15 protein-coding genes and 1 pseudogene are annotated in these 25,842 nt (G+C 56.6%); 5 read left to right on the plus strand and 11 right to left on the minus strand.

Annotated features, from left to right (window positions below):
* Nucleotides 1-14 precede the first annotated feature (14 nt).
* From treY to GPM19_RS11500, 5 genes and pseudogenes are all read right to left on the minus strand, one after another.
* Nucleotides 15-2,828 (minus strand): malto-oligosyltrehalose synthase, encoded by a 2,814-nt coding sequence (gene treY, locus GPM19_RS11480; protein WP_160419172.1) that lies wholly within the window; start codon nucleotides 2,826-2,828, stop codon nucleotides 15-17.
* Nucleotides 2,825-4,945, minus strand: coding sequence for a 4-alpha-glucanotransferase (gene malQ, locus GPM19_RS11485; protein ID WP_160419173.1), 2,121 nt, complete (start codon nucleotides 4,943-4,945; stop codon nucleotides 2,825-2,827). The genes treY and malQ overlap by 4 nt, the downstream gene beginning before the upstream one ends.
* Nucleotides 4,942-6,771, minus strand: a complete 1,830-nt coding sequence (gene treZ / locus GPM19_RS11490) for a malto-oligosyltrehalose trehalohydrolase (RefSeq protein WP_160419174.1) — start codon at nucleotides 6,769-6,771, stop codon at nucleotides 4,942-4,944. Before treZ ends, malQ begins: the two co-directional genes overlap by 4 nt.
* 11 nt (nucleotides 6,772-6,782) lie before the next feature.
* Complete coding sequence (gene glgA / locus GPM19_RS11495; RefSeq protein WP_371829364.1) at nucleotides 6,783-8,378, minus strand: glycogen synthase GlgA; 1,596 nt, start codon at nucleotides 8,376-8,378, stop codon at nucleotides 6,783-6,785.
* 520 nt (nucleotides 8,379-8,898) lie between these two features.
* Nucleotides 8,899-9,150: pseudogene (locus GPM19_RS11500) on the minus strand (isocitrate/isopropylmalate family dehydrogenase); the annotation flags it as partial.
* 163 nt (nucleotides 9,151-9,313) lie between these two features.
* Here GPM19_RS11500 and GPM19_RS11505 point away from each other — a divergent pair.
* The 5 genes from GPM19_RS11505 to GPM19_RS11525 all read left to right on the plus strand — a co-directional run bounded on the left by GPM19_RS11505 (nucleotide 9,314) and on the right by GPM19_RS11525 (nucleotide 15,280).
* Nucleotides 9,314-10,702: an NfeD family protein gene (locus tag GPM19_RS11505; RefSeq protein WP_160419175.1), complete on the plus strand. Its 1,389-nt coding sequence runs from the start codon at nucleotides 9,314-9,316 to the stop codon at nucleotides 10,700-10,702.
* A gap of 42 nt (nucleotides 10,703-10,744) precedes the next feature.
* Nucleotides 10,745-11,530, plus strand: coding sequence for a slipin family protein (locus tag GPM19_RS11510; RefSeq protein ID WP_160419176.1), 786 nt, complete (start codon nucleotides 10,745-10,747; stop codon nucleotides 11,528-11,530).
* Nucleotides 11,527-12,465, plus strand: a complete 939-nt coding sequence (locus GPM19_RS11515) for a DMT family transporter (protein WP_160419177.1) — start codon at nucleotides 11,527-11,529, stop codon at nucleotides 12,463-12,465. Before GPM19_RS11510 ends, GPM19_RS11515 begins: the two co-directional genes overlap by 4 nt.
* Nucleotides 12,466-12,905: 440 nt before the next feature.
* Nucleotides 12,906-14,396 carry a SulP family inorganic anion transporter gene (locus GPM19_RS11520; RefSeq protein WP_160419178.1) on the plus strand — a complete coding sequence of 497 codons (1,491 nt, stop codon included), beginning with the start codon at nucleotides 12,906-12,908 and terminating at the stop codon, nucleotides 14,394-14,396.
* A 26-nt stretch (nucleotides 14,397-14,422) separates the two neighbouring features.
* Complete coding sequence (locus GPM19_RS11525; RefSeq protein ID WP_160419179.1) at nucleotides 14,423-15,280, plus strand: universal stress protein; 858 nt, start codon at nucleotides 14,423-14,425, stop codon at nucleotides 15,278-15,280.
* A 504-nt stretch (nucleotides 15,281-15,784) separates the two neighbouring features.
* Here GPM19_RS11525 and GPM19_RS11530 read toward each other — a convergent pair.
* The 6 genes from GPM19_RS11530 to gmtZ all read right to left on the minus strand — a co-directional run bounded on the left by GPM19_RS11530 (nucleotide 15,785) and on the right by gmtZ (nucleotide 25,769).
* Nucleotides 15,785-18,430 (minus strand): DEAD/DEAH box helicase family protein, encoded by a 2,646-nt coding sequence (locus GPM19_RS11530; RefSeq protein WP_160419180.1) that lies wholly within the window; start codon nucleotides 18,428-18,430, stop codon nucleotides 15,785-15,787.
* On the minus strand, nucleotides 18,427-20,364 hold the full coding sequence (locus GPM19_RS11535; RefSeq protein ID WP_160419181.1) for a DNA methyltransferase: 1,938 nt from the start codon (nucleotides 20,362-20,364) through the stop codon (nucleotides 18,427-18,429). Before GPM19_RS11535 ends, GPM19_RS11530 begins: the two co-directional genes overlap by 4 nt.
* A 465-nt stretch (nucleotides 20,365-20,829) precedes the next feature.
* Nucleotides 20,830-23,016 (minus strand): AAA family ATPase, encoded by a 2,187-nt coding sequence (locus tag GPM19_RS11540; protein ID WP_160419182.1) that lies wholly within the window; start codon nucleotides 23,014-23,016, stop codon nucleotides 20,830-20,832.
* Nucleotides 23,013-23,429 carry a VPA1267 family protein gene (locus GPM19_RS11545; protein ID WP_160419183.1) on the minus strand — a complete coding sequence of 139 codons (417 nt, stop codon included), beginning with the start codon at nucleotides 23,427-23,429 and terminating at the stop codon, nucleotides 23,013-23,015. Before GPM19_RS11545 ends, GPM19_RS11540 begins: the two co-directional genes overlap by 4 nt.
* Nucleotides 23,422-24,090 (minus strand): gamma-mobile-trio protein GmtX, encoded by a 669-nt coding sequence (gene gmtX, locus GPM19_RS11550; protein ID WP_160419184.1) that lies wholly within the window; start codon nucleotides 24,088-24,090, stop codon nucleotides 23,422-23,424. The genes GPM19_RS11545 and gmtX overlap by 8 nt, the downstream gene beginning before the upstream one ends.
* Nucleotides 24,087-25,769: a gamma-mobile-trio integrase GmtZ gene (gene gmtZ / locus GPM19_RS11555; protein WP_443089488.1), complete on the minus strand. Its 1,683-nt coding sequence runs from the start codon at nucleotides 25,767-25,769 to the stop codon at nucleotides 24,087-24,089. The genes gmtX and gmtZ overlap by 4 nt, the downstream gene beginning before the upstream one ends.
* Nucleotides 25,770-25,842 lie beyond the last annotated feature (73 nt).

A 25,842-nucleotide genomic window follows, 5' to 3' on the forward strand; every position in this document is an offset into this window, starting at 1 on the left:
CTGACTTGTTTGTTTCAATGTAGAAAAGATGTTTCCCGATCTCTAGCGGCCAAGGCATCGTCACGTAGAAAAACCCCGACGGGCAGCTCTGTCAGAAGTGTTGCGGCTGGAATCTCGCTCTCGCTTATCGCTAGGGTGGCGTGAGTCAGCACTTCCTGCCAGGTGCCTTGCAGTTCAGGCGTCAGCTGCAAACGGGTGTTGCCCCAACGCTGTGGCGGGATATGTGGTTGCTCGGCATCGCCCAACAGGCCAGCGGGGAGCCGGGGCACTACCACCAGTAGCTGTTGCCCGGCGTGGCCTCGTGTGAAAGCTAGAAGGTTGGCCGCGTTTTCGCCAGTCGTCGCTATCTCACGATAGTTGCCTTGAGCGAATAGCGCAGGCTGATGTTGTCGAAGCGCCAGCAGCTGAGCGATGACGGCTTGCTTCAATCGTCCGTCACGCCAATCAGGCAGAGTGGCAAGCGGTGTCGGCTCCTCAGCCAACGCCGCCTGGCGCGCAGCATGATCCACCGGGCGCCGATTGTCGGGGTCGACCAGGCTGTAGTCCCAGAATTCGCACCCCTGGTAGAGATCCGGCACACCGGGGACGGTGAGTCGCAGTACAGTCTGGGTCAGGCCGTTGATCGCCCCGGGAAGATCGAGCGCTCGCGCCGCGTCGGCGAGTGAATCACGCAGCATCGGCTCTGCCAGCAGACCTTCCAGAAACTCACGACAGGCCGCCTCGTAGGCTTCGTCCGGCCATAGCCAATGGCTATGCAACTTGGCTTCGCGCAGGGCTTTTTGCTGCCATTGGACAAGGCGCTGGGTAAAGTCCCGCATGCCGTCGGCGTCCTGAGTTTCGAGGGTCGGCGGCCAGGCACTGAGCAGCAGCTGATAGAGGATCAACTGGTCGCCGGGCGAGGGGGCAGGCCCGTCGAGTAGTGTCCGACGCAGCGGGGTGGCCAACAGCCGCCAATGCTCGACTTGGTCGGTGAACGGCTTGGCGTGCTCACTGAGCGCGGCCAGCCGTGCGCGTACGTCCTCGCCGCGCTTGTGGTCGTGAGTCGCGGTGGTTACCAGGCTGAGAGGGAAGTGGCGAGCGCGCCAGGCGTTCGCGGCATGAAAATGCTCGGGGGAGTGGTGGAAGTGCTCGCCATCGAAGCCCACGTCGTTGCGCGAGATCAGCACCGCACTGCGATACCCGGCGGTGTCTTCCACCGCCTTGGCGGCGACCGGGGAGGTGAGTTGCTGGAAACGCACGATGGCCCGCTGGCGCAGCCGGCGTTCCTGGTTATCCTCGCAGTCGCTTGGCGCTTCGCCACCCAGCCAAAGGTCGAGTTGTTCGAGAACCCACGCATCAGGAGGGCTAAGGTCTTGGCGTGCCCCCGCCATGGCCTGGGCGAAGAAAGGTTCGTCTACCTCGGGGCGGCCTGCGTCGTCGGCATAGGTGCGATAGATCGGAAAATGCGCGATCAATGCCTTCAGCGCACGTCGAATCGCCGCCAGGGTGATGTCGCGGCTGGCCAGCTGTGAGCGGGCGACGGCGTGCAGCGCTCGCGCGCAGGCAGCATATTCACTGGCCAGGATATGGGTGAGTATTTCACGCCGGGCCAGGCGTACCTCGACAAGAAAGTCGGGGTCGCGACCGCTGACCTCATGCCACAGCTCTCGCAGAGGCTGGGTACCGGCCGGGTCGTGCTGTACCCCGGAGACGTCGTTCATGAACTCGTAACCGCTGGTGCCATCCACGCCCCAGTCGCAATGCAATGTCTCCTCGGCGCCCAGAATCTTTTCTACATAGAGGACAACATGGCGCGGCGCATCGGCGGGACGCTTTTCCTGCAAGGCGTCCAGGCGCTGGCGCAGACGCAAGCAATAGCCGCGGGGGTCGGCAAGCCCGTCGACATGGTCGACCCGCAGGCCATCCACCCAACCCGCTTCGACCAGGCGTAGCGGCAGGGCATGGGTGGCCTCGAAGACTTCGGGCAGCTCGACGCGTAATCCCCCCAGTTCGGTAACGTCGAAGAAACGCCGCCAGTTGATTTCATCGGAGGCGGTTCGCCACCATGCCAGGCGGTAATGCTGACGTTCGAGCAGGGCATGCAGACGGATGGCCTCGTCGGAGGTGGCGCCGTCGAATTGCACCAGGGCCTCGTCGAGCGCTTGACGGGCCGATGAGTCCTCCACGGCTCGTTGCAGCGCGCCTCGTGCTTCGCTAACCGCGGTGTAGGCGTCCTCACGCTGCTGCAGCGCATCGAACTGTGCCGCCAGGTTCCATAGCAAGTCATGCTCGGCAAGGCGCAAGATATCGCCGTAATGGCGTGGGTCGATGGGAAAGCGATGCTCGTGATAGGCGAGGTGAAAATTCCCCGCTTGCGGCACGTAGCGCAGCGACAACTCACCTGACTGGAGTATCTCGGCATAAGGCGCACCGAGAAACGGAACCAGCAGCTTTCCGGTGAGCAACGGGTCGGGAGAGCACCAGTCGATGTCGAAGAATTCGGCATAGGGGCTGTCACGACCCCAGGCCAGCACCTCCTGCCACCAGGGATTTTCCGAGCCGCCGACCGCGACATGGTTGGGCACGATATCCAGTATCAGCCCCATGTCGTTCGCGCGTAGCCGCGTCACCAGGCGCTCCAGCGCCGCCTCGCCGCCAAGCTCCGGGTCGATGCGGGTCGGGTCGATCCCGTCGTAGCCATGTGGGGAGCCGGCGCGCGAGGCCTGGAGCGGCGAGGCGTAGATGTGGCTGACACCCAGGGCGGCGTAGTAGTCCACCCAGCGTTCCGCATCATCCAGGGTGAAACCGGCATGAAATTGCAGACGAACGGTCGCACGGATATCGCTCATGATTGGGGCTCCCGGGGCGCCTCGGTACCTGAAGCCTTGCGGGCGCGCGCCAGTTCGCCAAGGCGATGGCGAACTTCATCCGATGCGAGCAACACGTCGGCATCGGCCGTCCAGCGCCTTTGCCAGTTGGGATGCTCGTCGATAGTGCCCGGCAGGTTGGCCTGCTCCTCGAGCCCCAAGGCGTCCTCCACCGGGAGCAATGCTAGGGGGGCGGGCGTGCGACCCAAATGGCGGGCGCAGGCATCGAGTACCTGGGAGGTGGGAATGTCGGACGCTTCCAGCGTTCTGGTCAACGAACCGTTGCAAAGCAGCCCCAGGGTGCTTGCGAGCCTGGCGCGTGCTCGGCGACGTTCGCCTTGCTCGCTTTCGGTGCTTTGCGTCTCCTTGAGTAGTCCGAGGCGGCTGCGCCATTCGATGTCGCGACCCGCCCACCAGCCAGCGACAGTCGGAAGGTCATGGGTCGAGGTGGTCGCCAAGGCTTCGGCAGACCAGTCGCTTGCCGGCAGGAAGGCATCGTTTTCATCCAGCTCGAACCAGAGCACCTGCATGCCCAGGATGCCGCGTGCGGCCAAGTGTTCCCGAAAGCCCGGGGCGACGGTGCCCAGATCCTCGCCGATGACGATGCCGCGATGGCGCCACGATTCCAGCGCCACCAGGCGCAGCATGTCGTCAAAGGGATAGCGCAGGTAACCGCCTTCGGTAGGCGGGGCGCCATAGGGAATCAGCCACAGACGCATCAGGCCGAGAATGTGGTCGATACGCAACCCGCCGGCGTGGGTGAAGGCGTTACGCAGCATGTCGATGAAGCTGCGAAACCCTGCATGGACCAGGCCGTAGGGTGAAAAGGCGGCCAATCCCCAGTCCTGGCCATGGACGTTGAGAAGGTCGGGGGGGGCGCCGATCGAGACGCCTTCCAGCATTTCGGACTGGCGGCTCCATGTCTGGCTGCCCGCGGCGTCGGCGCCTACGGCCAGGTCGGCGATCAGCCCGACTTTCATGCCTGCATCGCGGGCCGCCTTCTGGGCATGAGCCAACCCTTGGTCTGCGACCCACTGTAAAAAGGCGTGAAAGCCCACTTCCTGGGAGTGGGCTTCAGCAAAGCGGCTGACGTCGGGGTTGGCGGGGTCGCGCAGGGCCTGAGGCCAGTCATGCCAGTCACTCGGTCCGAACTCCATTTGCAGCGCCTCGAAACGGCAATGATCTTCCAGCAAACTGCCGCCTGCCTGGCGAAACGCCGCCAGGTTCTGGCGCAGTGCTTGAGCCTCGCTATCCTGGCGGGTCGTCAGGTCGTCGTAGAGGGTGCGTAACCAGGCCAGCTTGGTACGTGCCGCTGCAGGCCAGTCGAGATAGTCGTCGGCTTCCAGGCGACGCATTCGCGCTTCCAGGTCGCCTTGTGCCTCGGCCTTTTTCACCGCCGCCTTGCCCAGTAAGATTTCGGGGGAACCGTAAAGCACGTTATGCAGCAAGCGGCTGGAAGGCGAATAGGGACTGTAACGCTCGGGGTCGGCGCTGAACATGGCGTGAGTCGGGCTGATTGCCAGCGCCGCAGCTCCCTGTTCAGCCGCGCGCGCGGCAAAGATTTCCAGGGCCAAGGCATCGCCGATCCCGCCATCACCGGGGCGCCGTAGGGCATAGAGTTGTGCGGCGAGTCCCCAGAGTCGTGGAGTAGGCTCGGTGACCGCATCCTTGGGAGAAAAACATTGCGCCGGGGCGACGGCCAGCGTTATTTCCACGTTGGCAATTTGCAGCCGGTGGTAGCCAATTTCCGCTACGGCGGGCAGGTAATCGCGTTTTTCAAGATACCCCGCTCGACGGCCGCCCTGCTCAAGAATCAGGGTGAAAGGGGTGCCGGGCGTCAGCGACGAAGGCAGTGCCACCGAATAACCACCGTCGGCGGTAATCAGCGGCGGCCATTGCTCGGGTCCTTCGGGTTCGTTCAAGCGTTTCAGGCGTTTCAGACTGTCCCGCATGGCCGGTTCATCATCGGCGGGAAAACCGAGGATTGAAAGCAGTCTGCGTTGGCGCTCTTCCGGCAACTGGCGGGTTTCACCATCGCTGTCTTCCCATTCCAGGAGTAAACCGGCCGCCGTGGCGAGTTGTCTCAGCGTATCGCTCATACACTCATTTCCTCTTCTCCTGGATTGTGTTGCAGCCAAGCGGCGGCACAGCGGGGTGCCAGGCGCCCGCTTTGTGCTGCTACCGCCACGCCTTCCCGGGTTTCATACAAATGCTGACCGACGCCGAAACCGGAGGTCGCCACCGGCTCATCGCTCAGGTTGAGCGCTATGGCCAATTGGCTGTCATCGTTCATCCGCCAACGGGCGACGACGGCTTTTTCGCCCAGCACCTCTGCCCCCAGTGCCACGGCGCCTTCCAGGCGTGGCACGATCTCACGGTGGCGCAGCGCCAGGAGGGTGCGATAACGCTCAAGGCAGGCATTATGAGGAGGTGTTTTGCGAGCTTCGAAATCGGGAATCGAGTCCTCGAAAGTCTGGCGCGCGTTGGGGTCGGGAATTTGCTCGCGGGTCCTTGCGTCGCGAAAGGCGCTGAAGTCGGCGAATTCCGAGCGTCTTCCTTCACGGACTGCCTCGGCGAGGTCATCTTTATGTTCGGTGAAGAACAGAAAAGGGCGCCTGGAACCCCATTCCTCGCCCATGAACAGCAAGGGCACCATCGGCGAAAGCAGCAGCAGCAGGGTGGCGGCCTCGAGTGCCTCGGGGTCGGCGAGAACGCTCAGCCGCTCGCCAAGGGCGCGATTGCCGATCTGGTCGTGATTCTGCAAGAACGCCACAAAGGCGGTAGGCGGCAGGTGGCCGCTGGGCTCACCACGGGAATGGCCGTGACGCGACTGCTGGCCCTGGTAGATGAAGCCCTCGCTCAGGCAGCGTGCCAGGCGTGACGTGGCATCCTCGACGAAATCGGCATAGTAGCCTTCATGCTCGCCGGTCAGCAGCACATGGATGACGTTGTGCCAGTCATCGTCCCACTGGGCACTGTACTGTCGAGGGTTGATCAGGCTCGCGCTGTTGCCCTCGTTTTCAAGAACCAGGTGCAGATGGCGTTGCGGTGCGCTGCGTGCGCGTATTTCCTCCGCCATTTCGATCAGAAAGTCGCGCTCGCTGATGGCATGCACTGCATCGAAGCGCAAGCCGTCCAGCCGGTACTCTTCGAGCCACATCAGGGCGTTGTCGATGAAATACTGGCGCACCATGGGCTGGCGAAAATCGATGGAAGGACCCCAGGGCGTGACCAGGTCGTCACGAAAGAAGGCGTCGGCATAATGAGCGAGGTAGTTGCCCTCCGGACCAAAATGGTTGTAGACCACATCGAGAAACACCATCAATCCGAGCTCGTGAGCCTCATCGATCAGCGCTTTCATATCGTCGGGGCTGCCGTAGGAGGCCTCCACCGCGTAGGGAAGCACGCCGTCGTAGCCCCAATTGCGTGCCCCGGGGAATTCCGAGACCGGCATCAGTTCGATGGCGGTGACCCCAAGCTCGGCAAGATAAGGCAGACGTTGGCGCACACCGTCGAAACCGCCCAAGGTGCCGATATGCACTTCATAAAGCACGGTTTCGTGCCAAGGGCGGCCCTGCCAGGCAATGTTTCGCCATACATAATGCTGGGGGTCGATCACCAGGCTCGGCCCGTCGACGTCACCGGCCTGGGCGCGGGAGGCCGGGTCGGGTATCCGAGTACCGGCTTGGTCATCATCCTTGAACACGCGATAATGGTAGCGAGCACCATGGCTACATGACGCTTCGATCGAAAAGCATCCATTGCCTGCCTCCGCCATGACCATGCGTGGTCTCCCTTCGACTTCCAGCTCGACTGTATGCGCGCTAGGCGCCCATAGAACAAAGCGTGTTCGTCCTTCACTGATGACCTGGGCGCCGAAGGTAGGCTGAAACCTGGCTCTCTGAGATGCGTCGCTTTGAAACATGGCTCATCTCTTCAGTAGATGGCTTGCGTCTTGTCGCCCTGCTTTTCGAGTACCTGCTGGTACAGCCTGCTATACGGTTCGATCGACTGCCGCCAGTGATAGCGGCCCGCCATGGCGGCGCCGCGCATGGCATTGAACAGGTCGGTCGACTTGAAAACGGTGAAGGCTCGCTGAATGGATTTCATGTAACTGCCGAATTCCATGTCATTGAACAAAAAGCCGGACACGCCATCCTCAATGGTGTCGGCCAAGCCGCCGGTACAATAGGCGATGGGTAATGAGCCGAAACGCTGGGCATACATCTGGCTCAGCCCGCATGGTTCGAACCGTGAAGGCATCAGCAGAAAGTCACTGCCGGCAAACAGGCAGCGGGCCTGGTGCTCGTCGAAACCGATATAGGCGGCGATGGCGCCCGGAAAACGCGCTGCCAGCTTGCGTAATGCCTCTTCCACGTGGTGCTCGCCGGAGCCCATGAAAACGATCTGGCCCCCCGCATGAACGATGGTCTTGGCCGCCTCTATGGTCAGATCCAGCCCCTTTTGATGTACCAGACGAGACACCACGGCAAACAGAGGACCCTGGCCGGCTGCCAGGCCGAAGTGGCGCCTTACGTAATCGGCGTTGACGCGCTTGCCCCGCCAATCATTGCAGGAGAAAGCTTGAGCGATGTGGATATCGGTACGTGGATCCCAAGAGTCGTCAATCCCGTTGGGAATACCGCTCAATTGCTTACTTTCGGCCTTGCAGCGAAGCAGGCCATCCAGCCCGCAGCCGAAGTTAGGCGTGGTGATCTCCTGGGCATAGGTCGCGCTGACGGTGGTGACATGCGAGGCATAGACGATCCCGGCTTTCATGAAAGAAAGGTTGCCGTAAAACTCGACCCCTTCGATATGAAACGCCTCTTGGGGAATGCCCAGCGTTTCGCGACGCGAGGCGTTGAATATGCCTTGATAGGCCAGGTTGTGGATGGTGAATACGCTGGGTACCGACTCTCCCTGCCAATGCAGATAGCCCGCTGTCAGGCCACACTGCCAGTCGTTGAGGTGCAACAGTTGGGGCTGCCAATCCAGACCGGCATCTCCCAGGGCGATATCTGCGGCGGCGCGTGACAATCTGGCGAAGCGAATATCATTGTCATCCCAGCCTTCATTTTGCCCATCGCCATAGCCGCTCGAACCCCTGCCGTAGGGCGTACCCTCACGTTGATAAAGCTCGGGACACAACAACACATAGATAATCAGGCCGTCGTCACAGGTGATTTTTCCGATATCACAGGCCGGCAGACCCGCAAATGCGGCCAGGTGACCGACAGGTTCGATTTCATGCTCGGACTCAATCATTTCCCGGTAAGCGGGAATCAACACTCTTACGTCATGGTGCGTCGCGAGCGCTCGGGGCAGTGCCGAGGAGACATCGCCCAGTCCCCCGACCTTGACGAAATCGGCAATCTCGGAAGTAACGAAAAGTATACGTTGGGGAGATTCGAGCGTCTTTTCAGGAGGTTGGTTAACGTTGCGGTCATGAACTGTCTTGCACGGCTTTTTAGCTTCGCGAAGAGGTTTTTCATAGGTAAAAGGGGTATCAATGACACTTGAGTCAATTTGCACGATATCATCCGGAATGTTTGGGTTTAGATCACCTTTGTTGGTAGTAACATCATGTAAAGCCACATTGCCCATGTTTGCCCTCCTTGGATTTATCATGGTCAACGATGCCTATAGGCATCGTTTAATGCTGATCTCACTACGCATCCTGCGTTTGGCAATCTTACCGTAGGCTCTGCGTCTGTAAGAGCTAGTACACAGGTATAGTCGAATAATCATAGATTAGCTAAGCAGTGATCACTATAATTTAGATCAAGTAAGGGACCTGGAAAGAAAGATAAATAAAGAGAAACAGGAACGAGGGGTATTTGGGTAGCCTGTTTTGTTTTTTAATCAATTATTTTTATTGTTTTTTTAGGAATTTTTATTAGTTATTTTTTTTATTTAACATTCTTTTTAGTTAATAAAAAGTTATTAGAAGTTGCTTTGAAAGCATGAGGATTGTGATAGGGAGGTGCCTGAGGGGAGTTCCGGTGCCCGCATCGTGGCTCAAAGGGGAAGCACGATGCGGTGCTGGGTTACTTCAGTTTCGCCACTTCAGTTCGGCCACGAGTGCCTCGGCGAAGGTTTGCGTGGTACCACTGCCTCCCATATCGGCTGCCGCGAGCAACAAGGCGCAGGGGTTGGCCATGTTCTTGCCGGCAATATCGGGTGCCGAGCCATGTACCGCTTCGAAGATTGCCGCTTGCTCGCCGATATTGGAGCCGGGGGCCAGGCCCAGGCCGCCCATCAGCCCCGCGCAGAGGTCGGAAAGGATGTCGCCGAACAGGTTGGTTCGGTGGTGATCGCCACCCTTGCTGCCCATGGTAACGAAAGACACCGCCGACTCACATTCTGCATTGGGCTTAGCATGCATCGACCGAGCATGAGATATGGGTGGGATGGTATTCAGCTGCTAGGCTGTGCAGTAAGCCTAGGCATATGCAGGGAGAGTCATCATGACGTTCGGGAAGCATGTTCTCAGGATTTTTTCGATTTCCTTGGGCTTCCTGCTGCTGGGTACCCTCCTGCTGGCTTGGCAAACCCATGCTCAAACTCAAACAGCTGAGCGCCAGGCGCTACTTTTGACGGTGGAAGGGGCAATCGGCCCAGCGACCAAGGATTATTTTGAGCGCGGCTTGCGAACTGCCCGGGAGCGGGGCAGTGAAGTGATGATCGTGCAGCTCGATACCCCGGGTGGTTTGGTGGAAACCACCCGGGACATGATTCGGGAAATGCTGGGCTCGGATATTCCGGTGGTGATGTATGTTTCGCCTAGCGGGGCAAGAGCGGCGAGTGCCGGAACCTATCTGCTTTATGGCAGCCATGTGGCAGCGATGGCACCCGCGACTCACCTGGGTTCCGCCACGCCGATTCAGATGGGTGGAGGCCTTCCCGGCATGAGCGAGCAGCCCGATGAGGATGATGCCACGGGCGATGAGGATACCTCGACCGATACACCCCGCCGAGGCGGTGACGCCATGGAGCGTAAGGTGCTGGAAGATGCCGTCAGCTTCATTCGCAGCCTGGCCGAGCGCCACGGACGCAATGCCGACTGGGCGGAGCAAGCCGTGCGCGAAGCCGTCAACCTGACCGCAAGCGAAGCGCTGGAACAAGAGGTGATCGATGTGCTGGCAAGCGACTTGTCGGAGCTACTGGCGAAAATTGACGGTCGGGAAGTGGTCATGCATGACGGTGAGCGTATTCTGCAAACCGCAGGGCTGGAGGTTGATCGTTTCGACCCGGATTGGCGTACCCAGTTGCTGGCGATTATCACCAACCCCAACATCGCCTATTTTCTGATGCTTATCGGGTTTTATGGATTGCTCTTCGAGCTTTCCAGCCCCGGCAGCCTGTTTCCCGGCACCATCGGTATCGTCTGTCTGTTATTGGCGTTGTTTGCTTTTCAAGTGTTGCCTATCAACTACGCGGGACTAGCACTGATAGTGGTCGGGCTGGGATTGATCGTGGGCGAAGCCCTGATGCCTAGCTTTGGTATCTTGGGCATAGGCGGAATTGCGGCCTTCGTGTTCGGCTCCATCATGTTGATGGACGCCGAAAATTTACGTGTCTCGTTGCCCATGATCGGTGGGGTGGCGTTGCTGGCCGCGGCGGTGATGCTGTGGACGGCAACACGCTTCATCGGACTCAAGCTACAACCGGCGCATACCGGCCAGGATCAGCTGGTGGGCCATGAAGCGGTAGTGCTGAAGGACTTCGAAGAGCAGGGCTATGTACGACTGGAAGGCGAGCGCTGGCATGCACGAAGTCAAACGCCGCTGAGCCAGGGCCAGACGGTTAAAGTGGTTCGCGTCGAGGGCTTGACGCTGCATGTCGAGCCGGTGTGAAACAAGCAACCAGGTACCATGCAATCCATAAGGAGCCAAGACATGATCATTTCATATCTAGTACCGGTCGTCCTGCTATTGATGCTGATAGCGGCTTCGATTCGTATTCTCCCGGAGTACAAGCGCGGGGTGGTGTTCTTCCTGGGCCGCTTTCAGACGGTCAAGGGGCCGGGGCTATTCTTTATCGTGCCGGGTATCCAGAAAGTGGATGTGGTGGATCTGCGCACCGTTACCATGGATGTGCCCGAGCAGGATGTGATTTCCAAGGATAACGTCACGGTGAAGGTCAATGCGGTGCTGTATTTTCGCGTGGTCGACCCCGAGAAGGCGATTATTCAGGTAGAAAATTTCACCGTGGCCACCAGCCAACTGGCCCAGACCACGCTGCGCTCGGTCCTGGGTAAGCATGATCTGGACGAAATGCTTTCCGAGCGGGATAAGCTTAACGATGACATTCAAGAGATTCTCGATATTCAGACGGAAGCTTGGGGCATCAAGGTCGCCAACGTGGAGATCAAGCATGTCGACCTGGATGAGAGCATGATTCGTGCGATTGCCCGCCAAGCTGAAGCCGAGCGTGAACGGCGTGCCAAGGTGATCCATGCCGAAGGTGAGCTACAGGCATCAAAAAAATTGGTCGAGGCTGCCCACGTACTGTCCGCCAACCCGGCGGCGTTGCAGCTACGCTACCTTCAGACCATGGCGGATATGGGCAGCAAGAGTTCCACCGTGGTCTTCCCGATGCCGATGGATCTTCTCAAGGCATTTCAGGCGATGGGTGAGTCGGGGCCAAACGCTGACGCCCGCAAGGCGACACCGGAACAATGAGTCAGACGCTTTCGCGCCGCCAGCAGGGGTGGTTGATGACCGCTGGCGGTGCGCTGATCATTTCCCCCGATGCGCTGTTGATCAAGCTGATCGCCCTGCCGGACCTGGATATCCTGCTGTGGCGAGGGCTGCTCACTGCCCTGGGGTTCTCCTTGATTGTCTATGCCCGGCATCGGGCGGGCTTCTTTGACGCTTATCGGCGTTGCGGCATGACCGGGATCGGCGTGGCCGTGCTTTTCAGCTTCTCGACTTTCGGTTTCGTGCTGGGAAACCAGTACACCAAAGGCGGCAATGTATTGATTATCCTGGCGAGCGCGCCGTTGATAGGCGCTGCGCTTTCCCGAGTGTTTCTAAAGGAGCATCTGCCTCGGCGAACCTGGGTGGCTATCTTCTTGTGTCTGTTGGGGACCTCCTTGATCGTACTCGACGATGCCGGAGCCGGTTCCTGGATAGGCAATGGTTTTGCTTTGTTGGCAGCGACTGCCTTGGCCGCCAATTTCACCCTATGCCGTACTCGCCCGGGTGTCGATATGAGCCCGATGCTGACCCTGGCAGGGCTGATCGTGGCATGGGTGGCGTTCGTTACCAGTGGTTTCGGTGCATCGCTGACCATGCCTTCTCCCGAAAGCAGGGTATGGCTGATGGTGCTGTGTCTGGCACTTTTACCGCTAGGGTTCACCTTGATCCAGCGTGGCCCGTTATATCTGCCTGCCGCCGAAGTCGGGCTTCTGATGCTGATGGAAGTGGTGGTCGGTACGCTGTGGGTATGGTGGATATTGGCCGAACGCCCCTCGGCACTGGCATTTATGGGTGGCGCGATAGTATTGGGTACGCTGTTGGTGAAAGGGCTGATGGAGCGGCGGCTTGAACGTAGCAGGATAACCGCGCTGAAAAGCTCACAAGAAACGCTAAAGCAAGGACGTGCCATTTGTTGAACATTGTTTTATCGAAACCTTGTTTTATCGACTTGGCCCCGCTTGGGGTGAAGTCAAAGGCGATTACTGCTAGAATCCGCCTTCATCTTGCCGAGGCGAATAGACTAAAGTCTCATGCTTGCGGCGTGGTATTTCACCTCCGTTCAACGATTGGACCCTTTGATGATCGCCTCTAGTCCACCCTAGCGCTAAGCCCTCTTGCGTGCCTTGCACGTTCCGGTGACGGAGTTCCCTTGCGTAACTTCTTGCTCATCGATACTCCCTAGTCGCTTAACCATGTAATGACTTGCGGGTTAACCCCGTATTGTCGACTGCATTTCAGTAGCGCCAAGGACTTTGCTCGACCTCGTCAATACTCTTCGCCTTCTTCAGAGCGCCTCGATGCGCCTGCTGTTTGCTGCGTATGAATGTCGGCGCCCCACAACCCAACGGAACCGCAAATGATCCAATCCTTCAAACAATCCTGGCTATCGAATCTCAAGGGCGACACGCTCTCGGGCATCGTCGTGGCGCTGGCGTTGATTCCCGAAGCCATTGCCTTCTCCATCATTGCGGGTGTCGACCCCAAGGTGGGTCTATACGCCTCTTTCGCCATCTGCGTGATCATCTCTTTCACCGGCGGACGTTCCGGAATGATTTCCGCGGCCACCGGCGCGATGGCGCTTCTGATGATCACCCTGGTCAAGGAACACGGCCTGGAATACCTGCTGGCGGCGACCCTGCTTACCGGGGTGCTCCAGATTATCGCCGGCTACCTGAAACTGGCCGACCTGATGCGCTTCGTCTCGCGCTCGGTGGTCACGGGCTTCGTCAATGCCTTGGCGATCCTGATTTTCATGGCGCAGCTGCCGGAGCTGACGAACGTGACCTGGCATGTGTATGCCATGACGCTGGCCGGCCTGGGCATTATTTACCTGTTTCCCTATGTACCGGTACTCGGTAAGACCATTCCCTCGCCGCTGGTATGCATCGTGGTACTGACCGCCGTCTACATGCTGACCGGCATGGAAATTCGCAGCGTCGGCGACATGGGCGAGCTGCCGGACAGCCTGCCGATCTTCCTGTGGCCGGACGTGCCGCTCAACCTCGAAACCCTGATGATCATCCTGCCGACGGCTCTGATGCTTACCGTGGTGGGTCTGCTTGAATCGATGATGACGGCGACGATCGTCGACGATCTGACCGATACCAAAAGCGACAAGAACCGCGAGTGCAAGGGCCAGGGTATCGCCAACATCGGTTCCGGCTTGATCGGCGGCATGGCGGGTTGCGCGATGATCGGCCAGTCGGTGATCAATATTAAATCTGGGGGGCGCCGCCGCTTGTCGACGCTGATCGCCGGGGTCGCGTTGCTATTGATGGTGGTGTTCCTGGCGGACTGGGTCTCCCAGATTCCCATGGCCGCCTTGGTTGCGGTGATGATCATGGTTGCCATCGGTACCTTTAGCTGGGAATCAATCCGCGACCTGAAAAAACATCCCATGAGCACCAATATGGTGATGCTGGCGACGGTGGTCGTGGTGGTTTTCACCCATAACCTGGCAATCGGTGTCTTCGTCGGTGTGCTGCTTGCCGCCATGAATTTCGCCAACAAGGTCGGCAACATCCTGTATATCGATTCCAAGGAAGCCGATGAAGGCCGTGCCCGAGAATATCAGGTAGTGGGCCAAGTATTCTTTGCCTCCTCCGAGCATTTCGGTGGCGCTTTCGACTTCAAGGAAAGCCTCGACAAGGTCACCATCAATCTGTCGCGTGCGCACTTCTGGGATATTACCGCCGTTCAGACACTGGACCGGGTGGTGATCAAGTTCCGTCGTGAGGGTACCGAAGTCGAGCTTGTCGGCCTGAACGAAGCCAGTGCCACCATCGTCGACCGCTACGCGGTACATGATGATCCCGAAGCGGTGGAAAAACTCATGGGCGGCCACTAAATGCTTGAATCAATGAGGAGTGCAAGATGACCGAACAGGTAATGGCCGCGATTGACGGCTCACGGTTTTCAGAAGGGGTCTGCGATTACGCTGTCTGGGCAAGCCAGGCGCTGGAGACCCCTCTGACGTTTCTGCACGTGGTGGATAATCACTCGCAAACCACGCAACAGCATAATCTCTCGGGCAACCTGAAACTGGGCGCACGCGAAAAACTGCTGAAAGAGCTTTCCGACTTGGACGAGCAACGCGCCAAGGTGTCCCGCGAACAGGGCCGGTTGATGCTGGAGGCCGCCCAAGCCAGGGCCGTGGAGGATGGCGTGACCACTTCCGCCACGCGTCAGCGTAACGGTACCCTGGTGGAAACTCTGGTCGAACTGGAGGATGACGTTCGCCTGCTTGTGGTGGGCAAGCGCGGTGAAGCCGGACATCAAGCCAGTGGCCATCTGGGCTCCAACCTGGAACGCGTGGTGCGCGAAATGCACCGTCCCATTCTAATGGTACCGCAGAGCTTCAAACGTCCCGAGACAGTGATGATGGCCTTCGATGGCAGCAAGACCGCGCGCAAGGGCATCGAGATGCTGGCGCGTAGCCCGCTATTTCAGGGCATTGCCTGTCACGTAGTGATCGTGGGCGCGAGTACCGCCGAATACAATTCCCAACTGGAATGGGCGTTGGATATCTTGCGCAATGCCGGCCACGAAGCACAGGGGGTGATTCGTGCCGGCGATGTTGAAGAGACCCTGAGCAACTACCAGCAAGAGCAGGGCATTGATCTGCTGGTGATGGGTGCTTACGGCCATTCCCGCATACGCCATCTGCTGGTGGGGAGTACCACGACCGCCATGTTGCGTAACAGCAAAGTGCCTGTTTTGCTGCTACGTTAATAACGACATTAACCAAAGCCTGAGTTAAAACGCTAAGTCAACAAACACTGGATCAACAAAAGCCGTCCCTCAGGGGAGAATATAGTAAAAATTGTGTAATTCTATGACTGACTGACTGAAAGCCCCGTGATCACTATGATCCGGGGCTTTTTCTGTTTTTACACACTGTGTAATTCAGTGTGTAAAAAAACTGGATCGCTAGTGATAACGTGGACGCTCAACGCTTTGCTGCATAAGCGGCGGCCTGAAAGTGGACCCATTTTTCACACCGGGGAGTATCAAAGTCGAAAATTAATAGCCAGCCACCCCAGGGCTCCCTCGTAGGTTTCTCTGTGTCTCTCTACTTCTGCGAAATTTCGACTAGCCGGGCTATGGCAACTTAGGGCGTAATGCGGTCGTTAGCCTCAAAGCATCCACACCTCGTAGCATTTAGGTGTGGATTCAAAGACCAAATTCACTGTTGATGATGGAACCAGCGGAATTACCGTCCGTTGCAGCGACGTGTTATGTCTTACCATCAATACCTAATGTTGAGCCAAAGCACTCCTTAAAATCATTGATCCAAGGTGCCCCATCATTGAAAAAAGGCAACCCAAGAATCTTGTAGTCCTTTCCTTGGAAGAAAAGGTGCACCTTCGCATCATTTTCCAGCTGCTTAAGAAAGTCCTCTTTCCACTTATCCTGGTCCGCGAGATGAACACCTTTTGGCTCAATGAAAAGCTGGATGATCTCTTCGGTTCCAGAATCAGCCCGTCGAAGGAACAGCAAGAAATCAGGCTCAAAAGCCTGGCCGTTCTCAAACGCAAAAAGCTTCACCGCTTTCTCGTTCCGAAGCAGGTGGAAGTCGTCATACTGTTCTCGTAGCCGGTCGGCGTGATCATTTAGGAATTTTATGAAGTGCTTTTCCTGATCGGTGCCGTAGCTATCGTCATACACGAACCAATCCTTAGCTGTAAGATCGATTTGGTCCAGCCCAGGCACGTTGCTTTCGCCTTTGACCCAACTCAATCCAGTCTCGCCTTCCATGCGCAGCTTCAACGTGTTGTCGGTAAAGCATTCGCTGATCTTATGAGGCTTGAATTCCTTCGTACCGACGTATTCCACGCTTTCGCTCTTCACCTCGCTTTTGATCTGTTTAAGCACATACTGCACGATATTCAGCTTCTGCCGCGCCGTCAGTCCATCAAGGTCTTCAAGAAGACCCCGTATCGTCACTGTCACGCCGCCAAGGTAAGAACTCGACGTCATAAATTCTGATGCGCTGGCAAGTTTGGGGAAGTAGGCCCTCAGATTAGTAAAATGGAAGAGGTCATCGGCATCCATCGCAAAGCCAAGAATAGCCCTACCAAAATCTGCCAGCTTGTAGTCGCGCGAAATGGGCTCCTTGGCATTTGGCTTCAACGTCAACTTACCAACACCAAAGGCTGAGGCTTCTGTCACGCGCCCAGTCATCAAGCTTGGATATGTATAGTTGCCCTTGATTTTGTATGCGTCTAGCCCGTCCACGTCATCGCGCGGATTCCTGATCCGGTCATTTGCCCAAACGTGCCCTGACAAATAAAGAGACGACTGTTTGAAGTTGTCTTTAAGGCGCAGCCGCACCGTTCTTGCGGTTTCATCCAGCATGCCGGTTTCGCGCAGGGCGTTGCGGATGTCTTGGATGTACTTGGGGTTGTGGGAACAGTGGTAATGCAGTTCCTCCAAGATGCGCAGGGGCGTGTCCACCGCGCTGTCGTACTTGCGCTTCTCTCGCGCCGCGTCGGGCTGGTCCGGGGCGACAAACGGGAAGTACCGCGCGCCGCGTCCAATCAACTGCGCCTCGGCCATGGTGGTCTTGCCCACCTTATTCGCCCTGCCGTCGCGGGTGTCGTACAGGCGCACGATGTCGAACAGGTTCAGCACGTCCCAGCCTTCGTTCAGCTTATCGACGGCAAAGATCACCCGTATCTCGTTGTTCCGGTCCTCCAAGGCGTTAAGCTCAATCTGTCTTTTTTCCAAATCCTTGGGGTTGTTGACGTTCACCACCTTCTCGGGGCTAAAATCGCCCTCTAGCTCACGGGCAAAATCCGGGCCGCTCATGCCCCTTTCATCCATGATGAAGGTGAAGGCACGGGAAAGCGTCTCATCGCCCTCAGAGGTGGCCCTGAGCGCGTCCAGCGCCTCGTCAGTCAGCCCGGCCACCATCTCAGTGAACGCGGCCTCGTTGTCGGCGCTGTCCTTGATCGTCTTCGACTTCATCAGGATCACCGGCTTGCAATGCAGCCCGTGCGCCTCTGCCACCTTGCGGCGGTATTGGCTCAGCACCATTGCCTGCATCATACGGGCCTCGGACGGCAAATCGGCCTGCCGCAACTCGATGTCCTTGGAATAGCCGTCTTCGCGAAACTGCCGCAGCGAATAGTCGTACAAAATCTTGTCGTGATACTTCGCGCGGATCGCCTCGTTACTAAGGTCCACTGTCGCGGTAAACTCCAACAGCATGTTCTCGGGATGCTGGCCGAAAATTTCGGACACCGTGCTTTCCCAACTGGCCTTGTCCTCGGCCTCGCCCTTGGTCAGCTTGTCCTTACTCTTGGTCTCGGCGTTCAGGTGGTGCGCTTCGTCCGAGATCATCACCACCTTATAGTCGCGGAAGTCTTCGATGGTGACGGAGTTCTCTTTCGGCTCCGTCATCCGCCGATGCAGCCCTTGGATGGTGGTGAAGTGGATGTTGATCGCTTCCCCCGACACTGCGTCGAAAGTGTCCACCGCGCGGATATCCACCGGCTTGTCATCAATGCGCACACTGGGCGCGAACAGGTGCTTGGCTGATGCGGGGTTGAGGAAGTTCTCCTTGGTCTTCTCGATGATCTGGGCGGAGTTTACGAAGAACAGGAAGTTGCGATAGCCGCGCCGGTAAAGGTCAAGGATCAGCGCCGCCATCAGCACCGTCTTGCCACTGCCCGTGGCCATGTGGAACAGTAGGTGGGGCGCTTTCGGGCGTCCCTCGTACTTGTCGATGTAGAACAGCCAGCGTTCCAGCGCCGTACGCTGATAGGGGCGTAGCTCGATCTTAGGCGCAAGGTTGCCGGTGATGTCGTCGGGGATGTCTGCCTTGAGCATCCCAAACTTGGCGACCGCATCAATCTGATCGGTGAGGGTCTGGCTCATGGCTCGATCCCGTAAAAGGAGCGGGTCGCGCGCATGTCTGCTTCCGGGATGTCAAAGTCCGCATCGCCAAGGGAGCCAAGATTGACATAGAGGTGGTTGGCATCAAGGCTGTCCATCAACACGCGCTTGGCGTCTCCGACTGGAAGCGCAGCGAAGTCGTCGGTGTCGAAGGCTTTGTTGGACACGTCATATCGGAGATAGCCGGTGGCCTGGATATCGGCATGGATGGTTTGCAGTGTGGCGATGTCCGGGGCCGTTTCGATGCGGTCGGCAAAGGCCGCGTTGGAGGCCGCGAGTTCGGCATAGACAAACGATCCGCCGCCCGGCCACTTCACGTCTTCGGATACACCGCCTTGTTCACCATTAACGACATTGTGCATCCGTCGCTTGGTCACGTATTGGATATAGTCCATTTGTTCGATTGCAAGCCAACGCCGCCCCATCTTGTGTGCAACAGCCGCAGTCGTCCCCGAGCCAACAAAGAAATCCAGAACAATGTCACCTTTGTTGGTGCCTATATGCAGCATGCGCTCAATCAGCTTTTCAGGCTTTGGCGTGAAGTCCGATGCCGCATCCGCTCCGATGTGTGATTGCAACTCCTTCTTAGCTTGCTCATTGGTGCCCGCTTCTGAATGAGGCCACCAAGTCCAAGATTGAATACCCTTTTCCTCTTTCAGATACAGCTTCTTGCGCGGGGCATTTGTGCCCTTTGCTCCAAACCAAATGCGGCCATCATTGAATAGCTTCCAGTATTCGGGTTCGGTTGCGCCCCAGCAGCGGCCTTCTGGGGGCCAGTGTTCATCGCCTGATGGACTGACGATTTTATAAATCTGATCTGGTCGGCCTAACACGCCATTCTTTTTCTTGTTCTGAGCGGTGAAGTCCCGGTGAACCCAATCACCGTTTTTGTCATTATCGCGGTTAGAGTATTCGGCACGTTGCTTTTCAGTGAGCGGCAGCCGATTGGCCTTTTCCTCGAATACGGTTTTGTAGGTGCCATTCTCACGCTTGGTGGTGCCCACAGTCCTCGCGAAGACTAGGATGTTATCGAAACCATCACCGAGAACCACGCGGTTGTCAGGCGAAGTCCGCTTTTGCCAAGCAATATGCGCTACGAAATTCTCACGCCCGAACACCTCATCACCAAGCACCTTGCAGTAGTGTGTTTCAGTCTCATCCAGCGTAATGAAAATAGCCCCGTCATGGGTAAGCAGTTCCCTAGCAATCTCCAAGCGGCTGAGCATAAAGGTCAGCCATCCCGAATGGTTGAACCGGTCGTTGTAACGAAAGCCATCCCCACCGGTGTTGTAGGGCGGGTCGATGTAGATCAGCTTCACCTTGCCCGCATAGCGCTTTTTCAGAGAGTGCAGCGCCAACAGGTTGTTGCCCTTGATGAGCAGATTGTCGTCGTCTGACACCTCGCCCACGGGCTTGGCCTTGCCTGCTTCCACCGCCTCGGCATCCCAGCGTTCCCAGCCAGTCAGCACCTTGGGTTCAAACAGCCGCGTGATGTCGTCCGGGGCCAGTGTCGTGTTCCAGAACACCTCGTCGCGCTTACGGTCCTCTTTCGTCATGCCGCCTTCCAGCACGCAATCCTTGTAGGGCCACGCCAGCACCACCTCGCGCGACTGGCTCAGGTAGTCGCCGCTCTCACCGGTCAGCCCGATCCGGTTCTTGAATGCGGTGTAGCTGTCGGGCAGGAAGGCTTTGTTGGACACAAAGTCCTGAAACTTCACCTTGTCGAACACCAGCGCACCCGCCACTTCAGTAAAGAAGTGCGCCTTGATCGTGTCGGACTGCATCAGCAGTTCCAGCAAGCGCGGCTCCATATTCAACGCAGCCTCGACTACCGCATTCTTGAGGATCGTGCCGTCCGAGATGAAGGATTGGTCTTGCTGCAAAAGGTTTTCAAGATTTTTTAATAGGTTTTGCAATGTCTATCTTCCTGCTTGGTTAAACTTGGCTGTACTAGACACAAACCCGCTGTTGAGCGGCCAGCTCAGGCAGGCCAGCTTATTACGGACCCTCAACACACGCAAAAGAGATCGACGCCAATTCCCCAGAGCAAAGCCTGGTTCACATGTTTGCTTCCCATTGTCTTTCAACAGGATACATGAACCAATATTCCATACTTCTTGATTCCTGTGGCTGGAAAAACGGGGCCCGAGATAGCTACCTAAAAACAGTGGATTACATTGCAGATGTGGGATAAACGCAAGAACAGCTGGAGCCGGTAAAAACAAGGGCTCTGCCCTCTCGCCGCAAGCGTCGATTCACCCGAGGTATTTCACGACCGGCGATGCTCTGGTAAATTCCAGGGGCGGTACAGGGAGAGGTCCCGATGGCCGCGACCGGCGATGAGGGGATTGGCTGACAAAGCCAACCCCCTTATCCCCTCTTTAAGAGAGCAATGAGCCGATATTGGTCAGCCTCTTGGAGGCCGAATTCCCCTTTTTTATCGCGCTCTCAATAAGCGCAGAGTCCCCCATCAACACCAGCTCTTCAGAAGGGCGAGTGATCGCCGTGTAAAGCAGGGATTGATCGACCATGCGTGAAGCGTATTTGGGAAGTAGGAGAATGCACTTAGGCCACTGTGATCCTTGGGATTTATGGATCGTTATCGCATACCCGAGGTCGATACTTTCAATGGTATCGTCGGTGATATCCACGATCTTTCCGTCTATGTTCATGAGGCCGTAAACCCCATCCTGGGGACTGCCATAAACTTCAGTGATCTCGCCCAGATCACCGTTGCGAATATCCGCTTCATAGTCGTTTCGGGTCACCATGATACGATCACTCAATCTGATCGTTGCTCCATTGCTCGTTATCCAGGGTATCCATTCCAGCTCTGGGTGCTTGTAGCAAAGTTCTGGCGGTTGGAATTCGTCATACTGAGCCTGAATGAGCTTGTTAATTTCAGTGACACCCAGAGTCCCCTTCCGGACCGGCGTTAAAACAATACAGTCGGCAGGATTGTTGGTTTTCACATACTCTTTCAGCAGTGCTTCGTGGCTGGATTCGGCAAGGTAACGAGTGTCACCGGATGCACTGTTCAGCAATGCTCTGTCCATTCTGCCCTCGCGCACGGCAGTCGCCAACTGATGAATACCACTTTGCTCACCCTGCCGTTTTACTTGTGTCAGATTAAAAATAGGAAGGGCGCTATCCATCGCAGCATGAAAGATCAAGCCACCGCCCACTGGCGGGAGCTGCGCAACGTCACCAAGCATAATGATGCGCGAGGCGTATGGAAGTAATCCCACGATTTTATATGCCGAGATCAAATCCACCATCGAAGCTTCGTCGATCACCAGTAAAACATGCTCTTCGACAGCTTTCTTGTTATCGCCAAGGTGATCAGAGATGAACTTGGCAATCGTCTTCGCCTCTCGCCCCGTGCTCTCTGCCATTCGTTGGGCCGCACGACCGGATAAGGCCAGCTGATACTGCGCAAGGCCTGAAGAGAGCTGATCATAAACCGATAGAATGGCCAAGAGGATGGTAGTTTTGCCTGTTCCAGCACCACCAGAGATTAGGGAGACGGGCGATTTCACGGCTCCTATAACGGCCTCACGTTGCTCCGCAGTCATGCTAAATGGCAGCGATGCCTCAAACGATTTCAGGGCTACATCGATCTGGCCATCGGTGAGGTCTTTTTCCCAGGCTGCAAAAAGTGAACCGGCACCTTGAAAGCGCTCATTGCATTTTGTCAAAAAACGCCCAACGGTGCGCTCCTGTATCGCAGCCCCAAGGCTTTGATAGCCGTTCTCAACTTGCAAAAGTGCGCCATGCTTCAGCGCAGCATCAGTAATACCTTCCGGCTTAAGGTCAATCGTTTCGCATATTGATGCCGAGCCCCGAACAATGCAGTCCTTGGAAACGACGGTAGAGCCTGTCTCAGCGCAAAATCTTATGGCCACTTGCTCCGCCACAGCCGCGAGTATGCGACTTTCTGGCACATCCAGCCTGGTACGTTTAATAAGTTTTAACGTGTCTTGAAACGACACGCCAAAGGCAGTGAGTATCAAAGGATCTTCAGAGATTGTCTGTACGGGGTCGTCGTAAACCCTTGCCAAACTCTGAGCTAGTGAGAGGGGGAGTTTGGACTTCTGCAACCACTCTAGGGCGGCGTAGAAGCTCTCAGAAGGCCACTTCTCGATAATTGCGTGTGCTGACTCCGCCGACACACCTGCGACGCTTGAGAGGGCCCCTACGTCCTTTTCACGAACCCGCTGGTCAAGATCGGGGAACTGGCGCACCAGGCGTCTGGCTTTCACCTCTCCAACACCTTCGATGTTGGCAGCGACCCAGCGCACCAAGAGTTCACCAGCGGGGCGAAGGAACTCCGACTTCTTCACCTTCATATAGTGCTCGGTGATCTCGTGTTCTCCGGCTTTAAAGGTGTGGGTTTTGATGATGCCATCCACATTCCAAACGGTCCCGACTTCCGCAGCATCCATAACTCTTTTGGGGAATGTAAGACACAGCGTGTACCTTCGCCTGTTAACCGCTCCGTCTTCCGCAATCTCCCAGGCGGTGCGGACTCCTGACCTTCGTATTTTGGCGATCTGCACTTTCATCATCGAGGCTGGCAACCTGTTTCCAGAAGCACTTCTTTCATCGCTGCATATTTCTCGTTTTCACGTTTCAGTTGTGCATTTTCAGCCTTGAGTTTCACAATCTGATCCATGAGCTTGTTAACTTCAGCGTTGGTCACGGCAGCTTTTTTTTCCGAGCGCTCTCGGGCTGTTTTGTGGGCTTTCGTATCAGCTTCTTTTGCGCCGTACCAGCGTGCGTCGGCATCCTCGATGAGCTTCCTGATCTCAGCGTTTGAACCGTAGGTGGATCGTGCGATATTAAGCTCCGCAAAGAGCGCTGAACGATTCACCACGCCCCGGCGCTCATACTCGCCATAATCACCCAGCGCATCGCGCTCAGCGATCCACTGCTGAACAGCCTGTAGGTTCTCTTGTCCCTTCTCTTGACCATTACTCATCGACTTCACCCAGTATTTTTTTGAGCCCTGTCAGGAACCCGCGAGGCAAGATTTCCATACCATACTCATCTTTCACCTGGCCCAATGGATTGGCTTGAAATTCCAGCTTCTCCAGCCACTCCACGGTGCAGACGGTTCGAAGTGCCTTGATCTCGTTGTCTGAGCAAATCCCCTTCAACGATGGGAGCAACTCTACGCTTCCTTCAGGCCGGGTTTCAGTGAATGCAGTTGGTCGTTTATCAATGATGATTTTGGTTTGACTCTTGAGCATGTTGGCTTCGCTCTTGTAGCGATCCCGCTCACGAATGATCTGTCCAAAAAGAGCACGCACAGCCGTATCATCGATGCGCTCCAGCAACTGATAATCCTGGCCGGTTTTTTTGGCCGGCCCGACGCGTGGTTTCTTGGTGGTCGTCTGGGCCTTGACGGCCCACGCTTCGATTAAGTCACGATAATGCTTATTCGCAGTGGCGCGAATCGACTGGTAGCCCACGCCGCCATTTTCTTCAGACACGCGACCGATGGTGGTGACCGAGAAATCTCTGGCACCCGATTCGTAATAGTCCTTGAGGGTCTGACCAAGTTTATCCAGTGACGCTTGGGTTTTAGCCGTTTTACCGTCTTTGAGAGTTTCCAGAACGGCATCAGTGTCGATATTCATTGTCCAACCTCCACTGACGGTATCCGCTTTATGGAGCCAGGCGACAGCGTGATTGGGGCAATGTTCTTCACTGCCTCGAATCCGGATTTCAGTAGCCCGGCATCGCTCAAATACTCTTGCGCTTCAATGTAATTTGCTGCTATTCGATAGCCCTCCAGCTTGTCATCTGCATTAGAGATCTTCGCCATCTTCCGCATTATGACGTTGCCTGCGATAAGCTGGGTACGCTCGTCCATTTCAAGAAAGATGGGCTGATAACCGGAACGGGTCATCATGCGGCTCAGGGCATTCGTGCGCTTGGCAATTGCGGGGGTCTTACGCAAGTCATCGTGCAGATCGGGATAGAACTCTGCGTCTTCGCAGAGCAGAGATAAGTGCAGCAACTCGGAGTCGGTTTCAATGAACTTCATGCTGACGTTGAGATCCTCCGAAGAACCTACTGCAACAAGCTTTTGGCTTTCATCTTCGTCCCCACGCCCATTTTCTATTTGAATCAGACGGTTGATTAGATTGAAGCTAGCAATATAATCCTTCGCATACTCATCAGCTTCAACTCGCTGCTTTTCGTAGCGGCGCTCCAATATTTGAAGCTCCCTATGTTTGAGAAACACGTCGCCTGCTTCTTCGGCGATAAATAACTCATCCTTCAGCGCCTCTAACTGCCCCTCAATCTCTACAGCCAGCTCAGCGGCCTGGTGCGCCTTATAGCTCACCTGATTAAAGTGGGAGTTAAGCGCTGGAAGGTAGGAAGCATCAGTGATAAACCAACGGCAGCGAGGACAGTTTTCAGGGCCGTGGGGTACAGGGCCATAAACCCTAAAGTCACCGTTTGCTGAATCCCTGATAAGGGCGCCACCATTCCAGCAACCACCTGCGGTAGCCGTTTCATCAGAGCGTGCCGAGTTACCGCCAACCAGGCACAAGCCGGTAGCTCTCTCCTCCCACCCAATCGGATTCCGGTTTGCGAGCGCGGCTTCCACCGAATTGTATTGATCGCTGTTGTACGCACTGCGGAGTTGGATTTGATTCATCTCGGCATCCGCGAGGAAGTTGCGAAGCGAGTCTTCACCTTCTTCAACCAGGGTTGCGTCAGCCTCTTTCATTTTCTCGGCCATCACGGAGGGCGTGATCTTGTTGTAATAAATCGTCATCAGCAGCCGAGTATGCCCTGCGAGCAGCTTGGAGATCACCGGCAATGGCAGGTCGGTGTCCATGGTGTAGCAGGTAATCAAGGAAACCCGAAGGCTGTGAAGAGGGTATTCTGTCGCCATCTTTGCGGATTTATCCTCGTCGTAGTCATCACCATAGTCTTTCACGAACCGCAGGCGTTCGCCGTTAACCAGTGTTTGACCCGTCCTGAATACATCCTCTTCTAATCTGGACAGTAGGCGATACCAAGGATTCTTTGGGGCCTGAATAGAAATAGGAAAAGGTGAATTTCGCTGCCGAAATAGAAACGCAAATTCGCCCATCGCTTCCAGTTGTGACTTGGCTTTGGCCCGGCCTATGTGCGAGATTTCAAGCTCTTTACCTTTGGTTAACCGATCAATCGGGTTGTATTTTTCCTGCCAGTTGCGGAGCTTTTCCAGCCAATACAGAAGCTCCTCATGCTGCCAGGGGATGGTGTAGCCGCGCTGTATATTATCTTTGTTTTGGTCAGCCGTCTTGTTGGTGGTGATCTGGCAACAGTTTTCCGGACATGCTTTTCAAGCAGCTGCTAGTAGCTCTGATTCGTAGTCCGCTGGACTCATA

Origin of the sequence: Vreelandella zhuhanensis, from assembly GCF_009793355.1 — a bacterium.
Classification (GTDB): Bacteria; Pseudomonadota; Gammaproteobacteria; order Pseudomonadales; family Halomonadaceae; genus Vreelandella; species Vreelandella zhuhanensis.

Bases quoted from the DNA above. Each gene is read 5' to 3' on its own strand.
- treY (WP_160419172.1), bottom strand. From the start codon at position 2,828: ATGAGCGATATCCGTGCGACCGTTCGTCTGCAATTTCATGCCGGTTTC.
- GPM19_RS11505 (WP_160419175.1), top strand. From the start codon at position 9,314: ATGACGTTCGGGAAGCATGTTCTCAGGATTTTTTCGATTTCCTTGGGC.
- GPM19_RS11525 (WP_160419179.1), top strand. From the start codon at position 14,423: ATGACCGAACAGGTAATGGCCGCGATTGACGGCTCACGGTTTTCAGAA.
- GPM19_RS11545 (WP_160419183.1), bottom strand. From the start codon at position 23,429: ATGAGTAATGGTCAAGAGAAGGGACAAGAGAACCTACAGGCTGTTCAG.
- GPM19_RS11510 (WP_160419176.1), top strand. From the start codon at position 10,745: ATGATCATTTCATATCTAGTACCGGTCGTCCTGCTATTGATGCTGATA.
- GPM19_RS11515 (WP_160419177.1), top strand. From the start codon at position 11,527: ATGAGTCAGACGCTTTCGCGCCGCCAGCAGGGGTGGTTGATGACCGCT.
- GPM19_RS11520 (WP_160419178.1), top strand. From the start codon at position 12,906: ATGATCCAATCCTTCAAACAATCCTGGCTATCGAATCTCAAGGGCGAC.
- gmtX (WP_160419184.1), bottom strand. From the start codon at position 24,090: ATGAATATCGACACTGATGCCGTTCTGGAAACTCTCAAAGACGGTAAA.
- GPM19_RS11530 (WP_160419180.1), bottom strand. From the start codon at position 18,430: ATGAGCCAGACCCTCACCGATCAGATTGATGCGGTCGCCAAGTTTGGG.
- malQ (WP_160419173.1), bottom strand. From the start codon at position 4,945: ATGAGCGATACGCTGAGACAACTCGCCACGGCGGCCGGTTTACTCCTG.
- treZ (WP_160419174.1), bottom strand. From the start codon at position 6,771: ATGTTTCAAAGCGACGCATCTCAGAGAGCCAGGTTTCAGCCTACCTTC.
- GPM19_RS11540 (WP_160419182.1), bottom strand. From the start codon at position 23,016: ATGATGAAAGTGCAGATCGCCAAAATACGAAGGTCAGGAGTCCGCACC.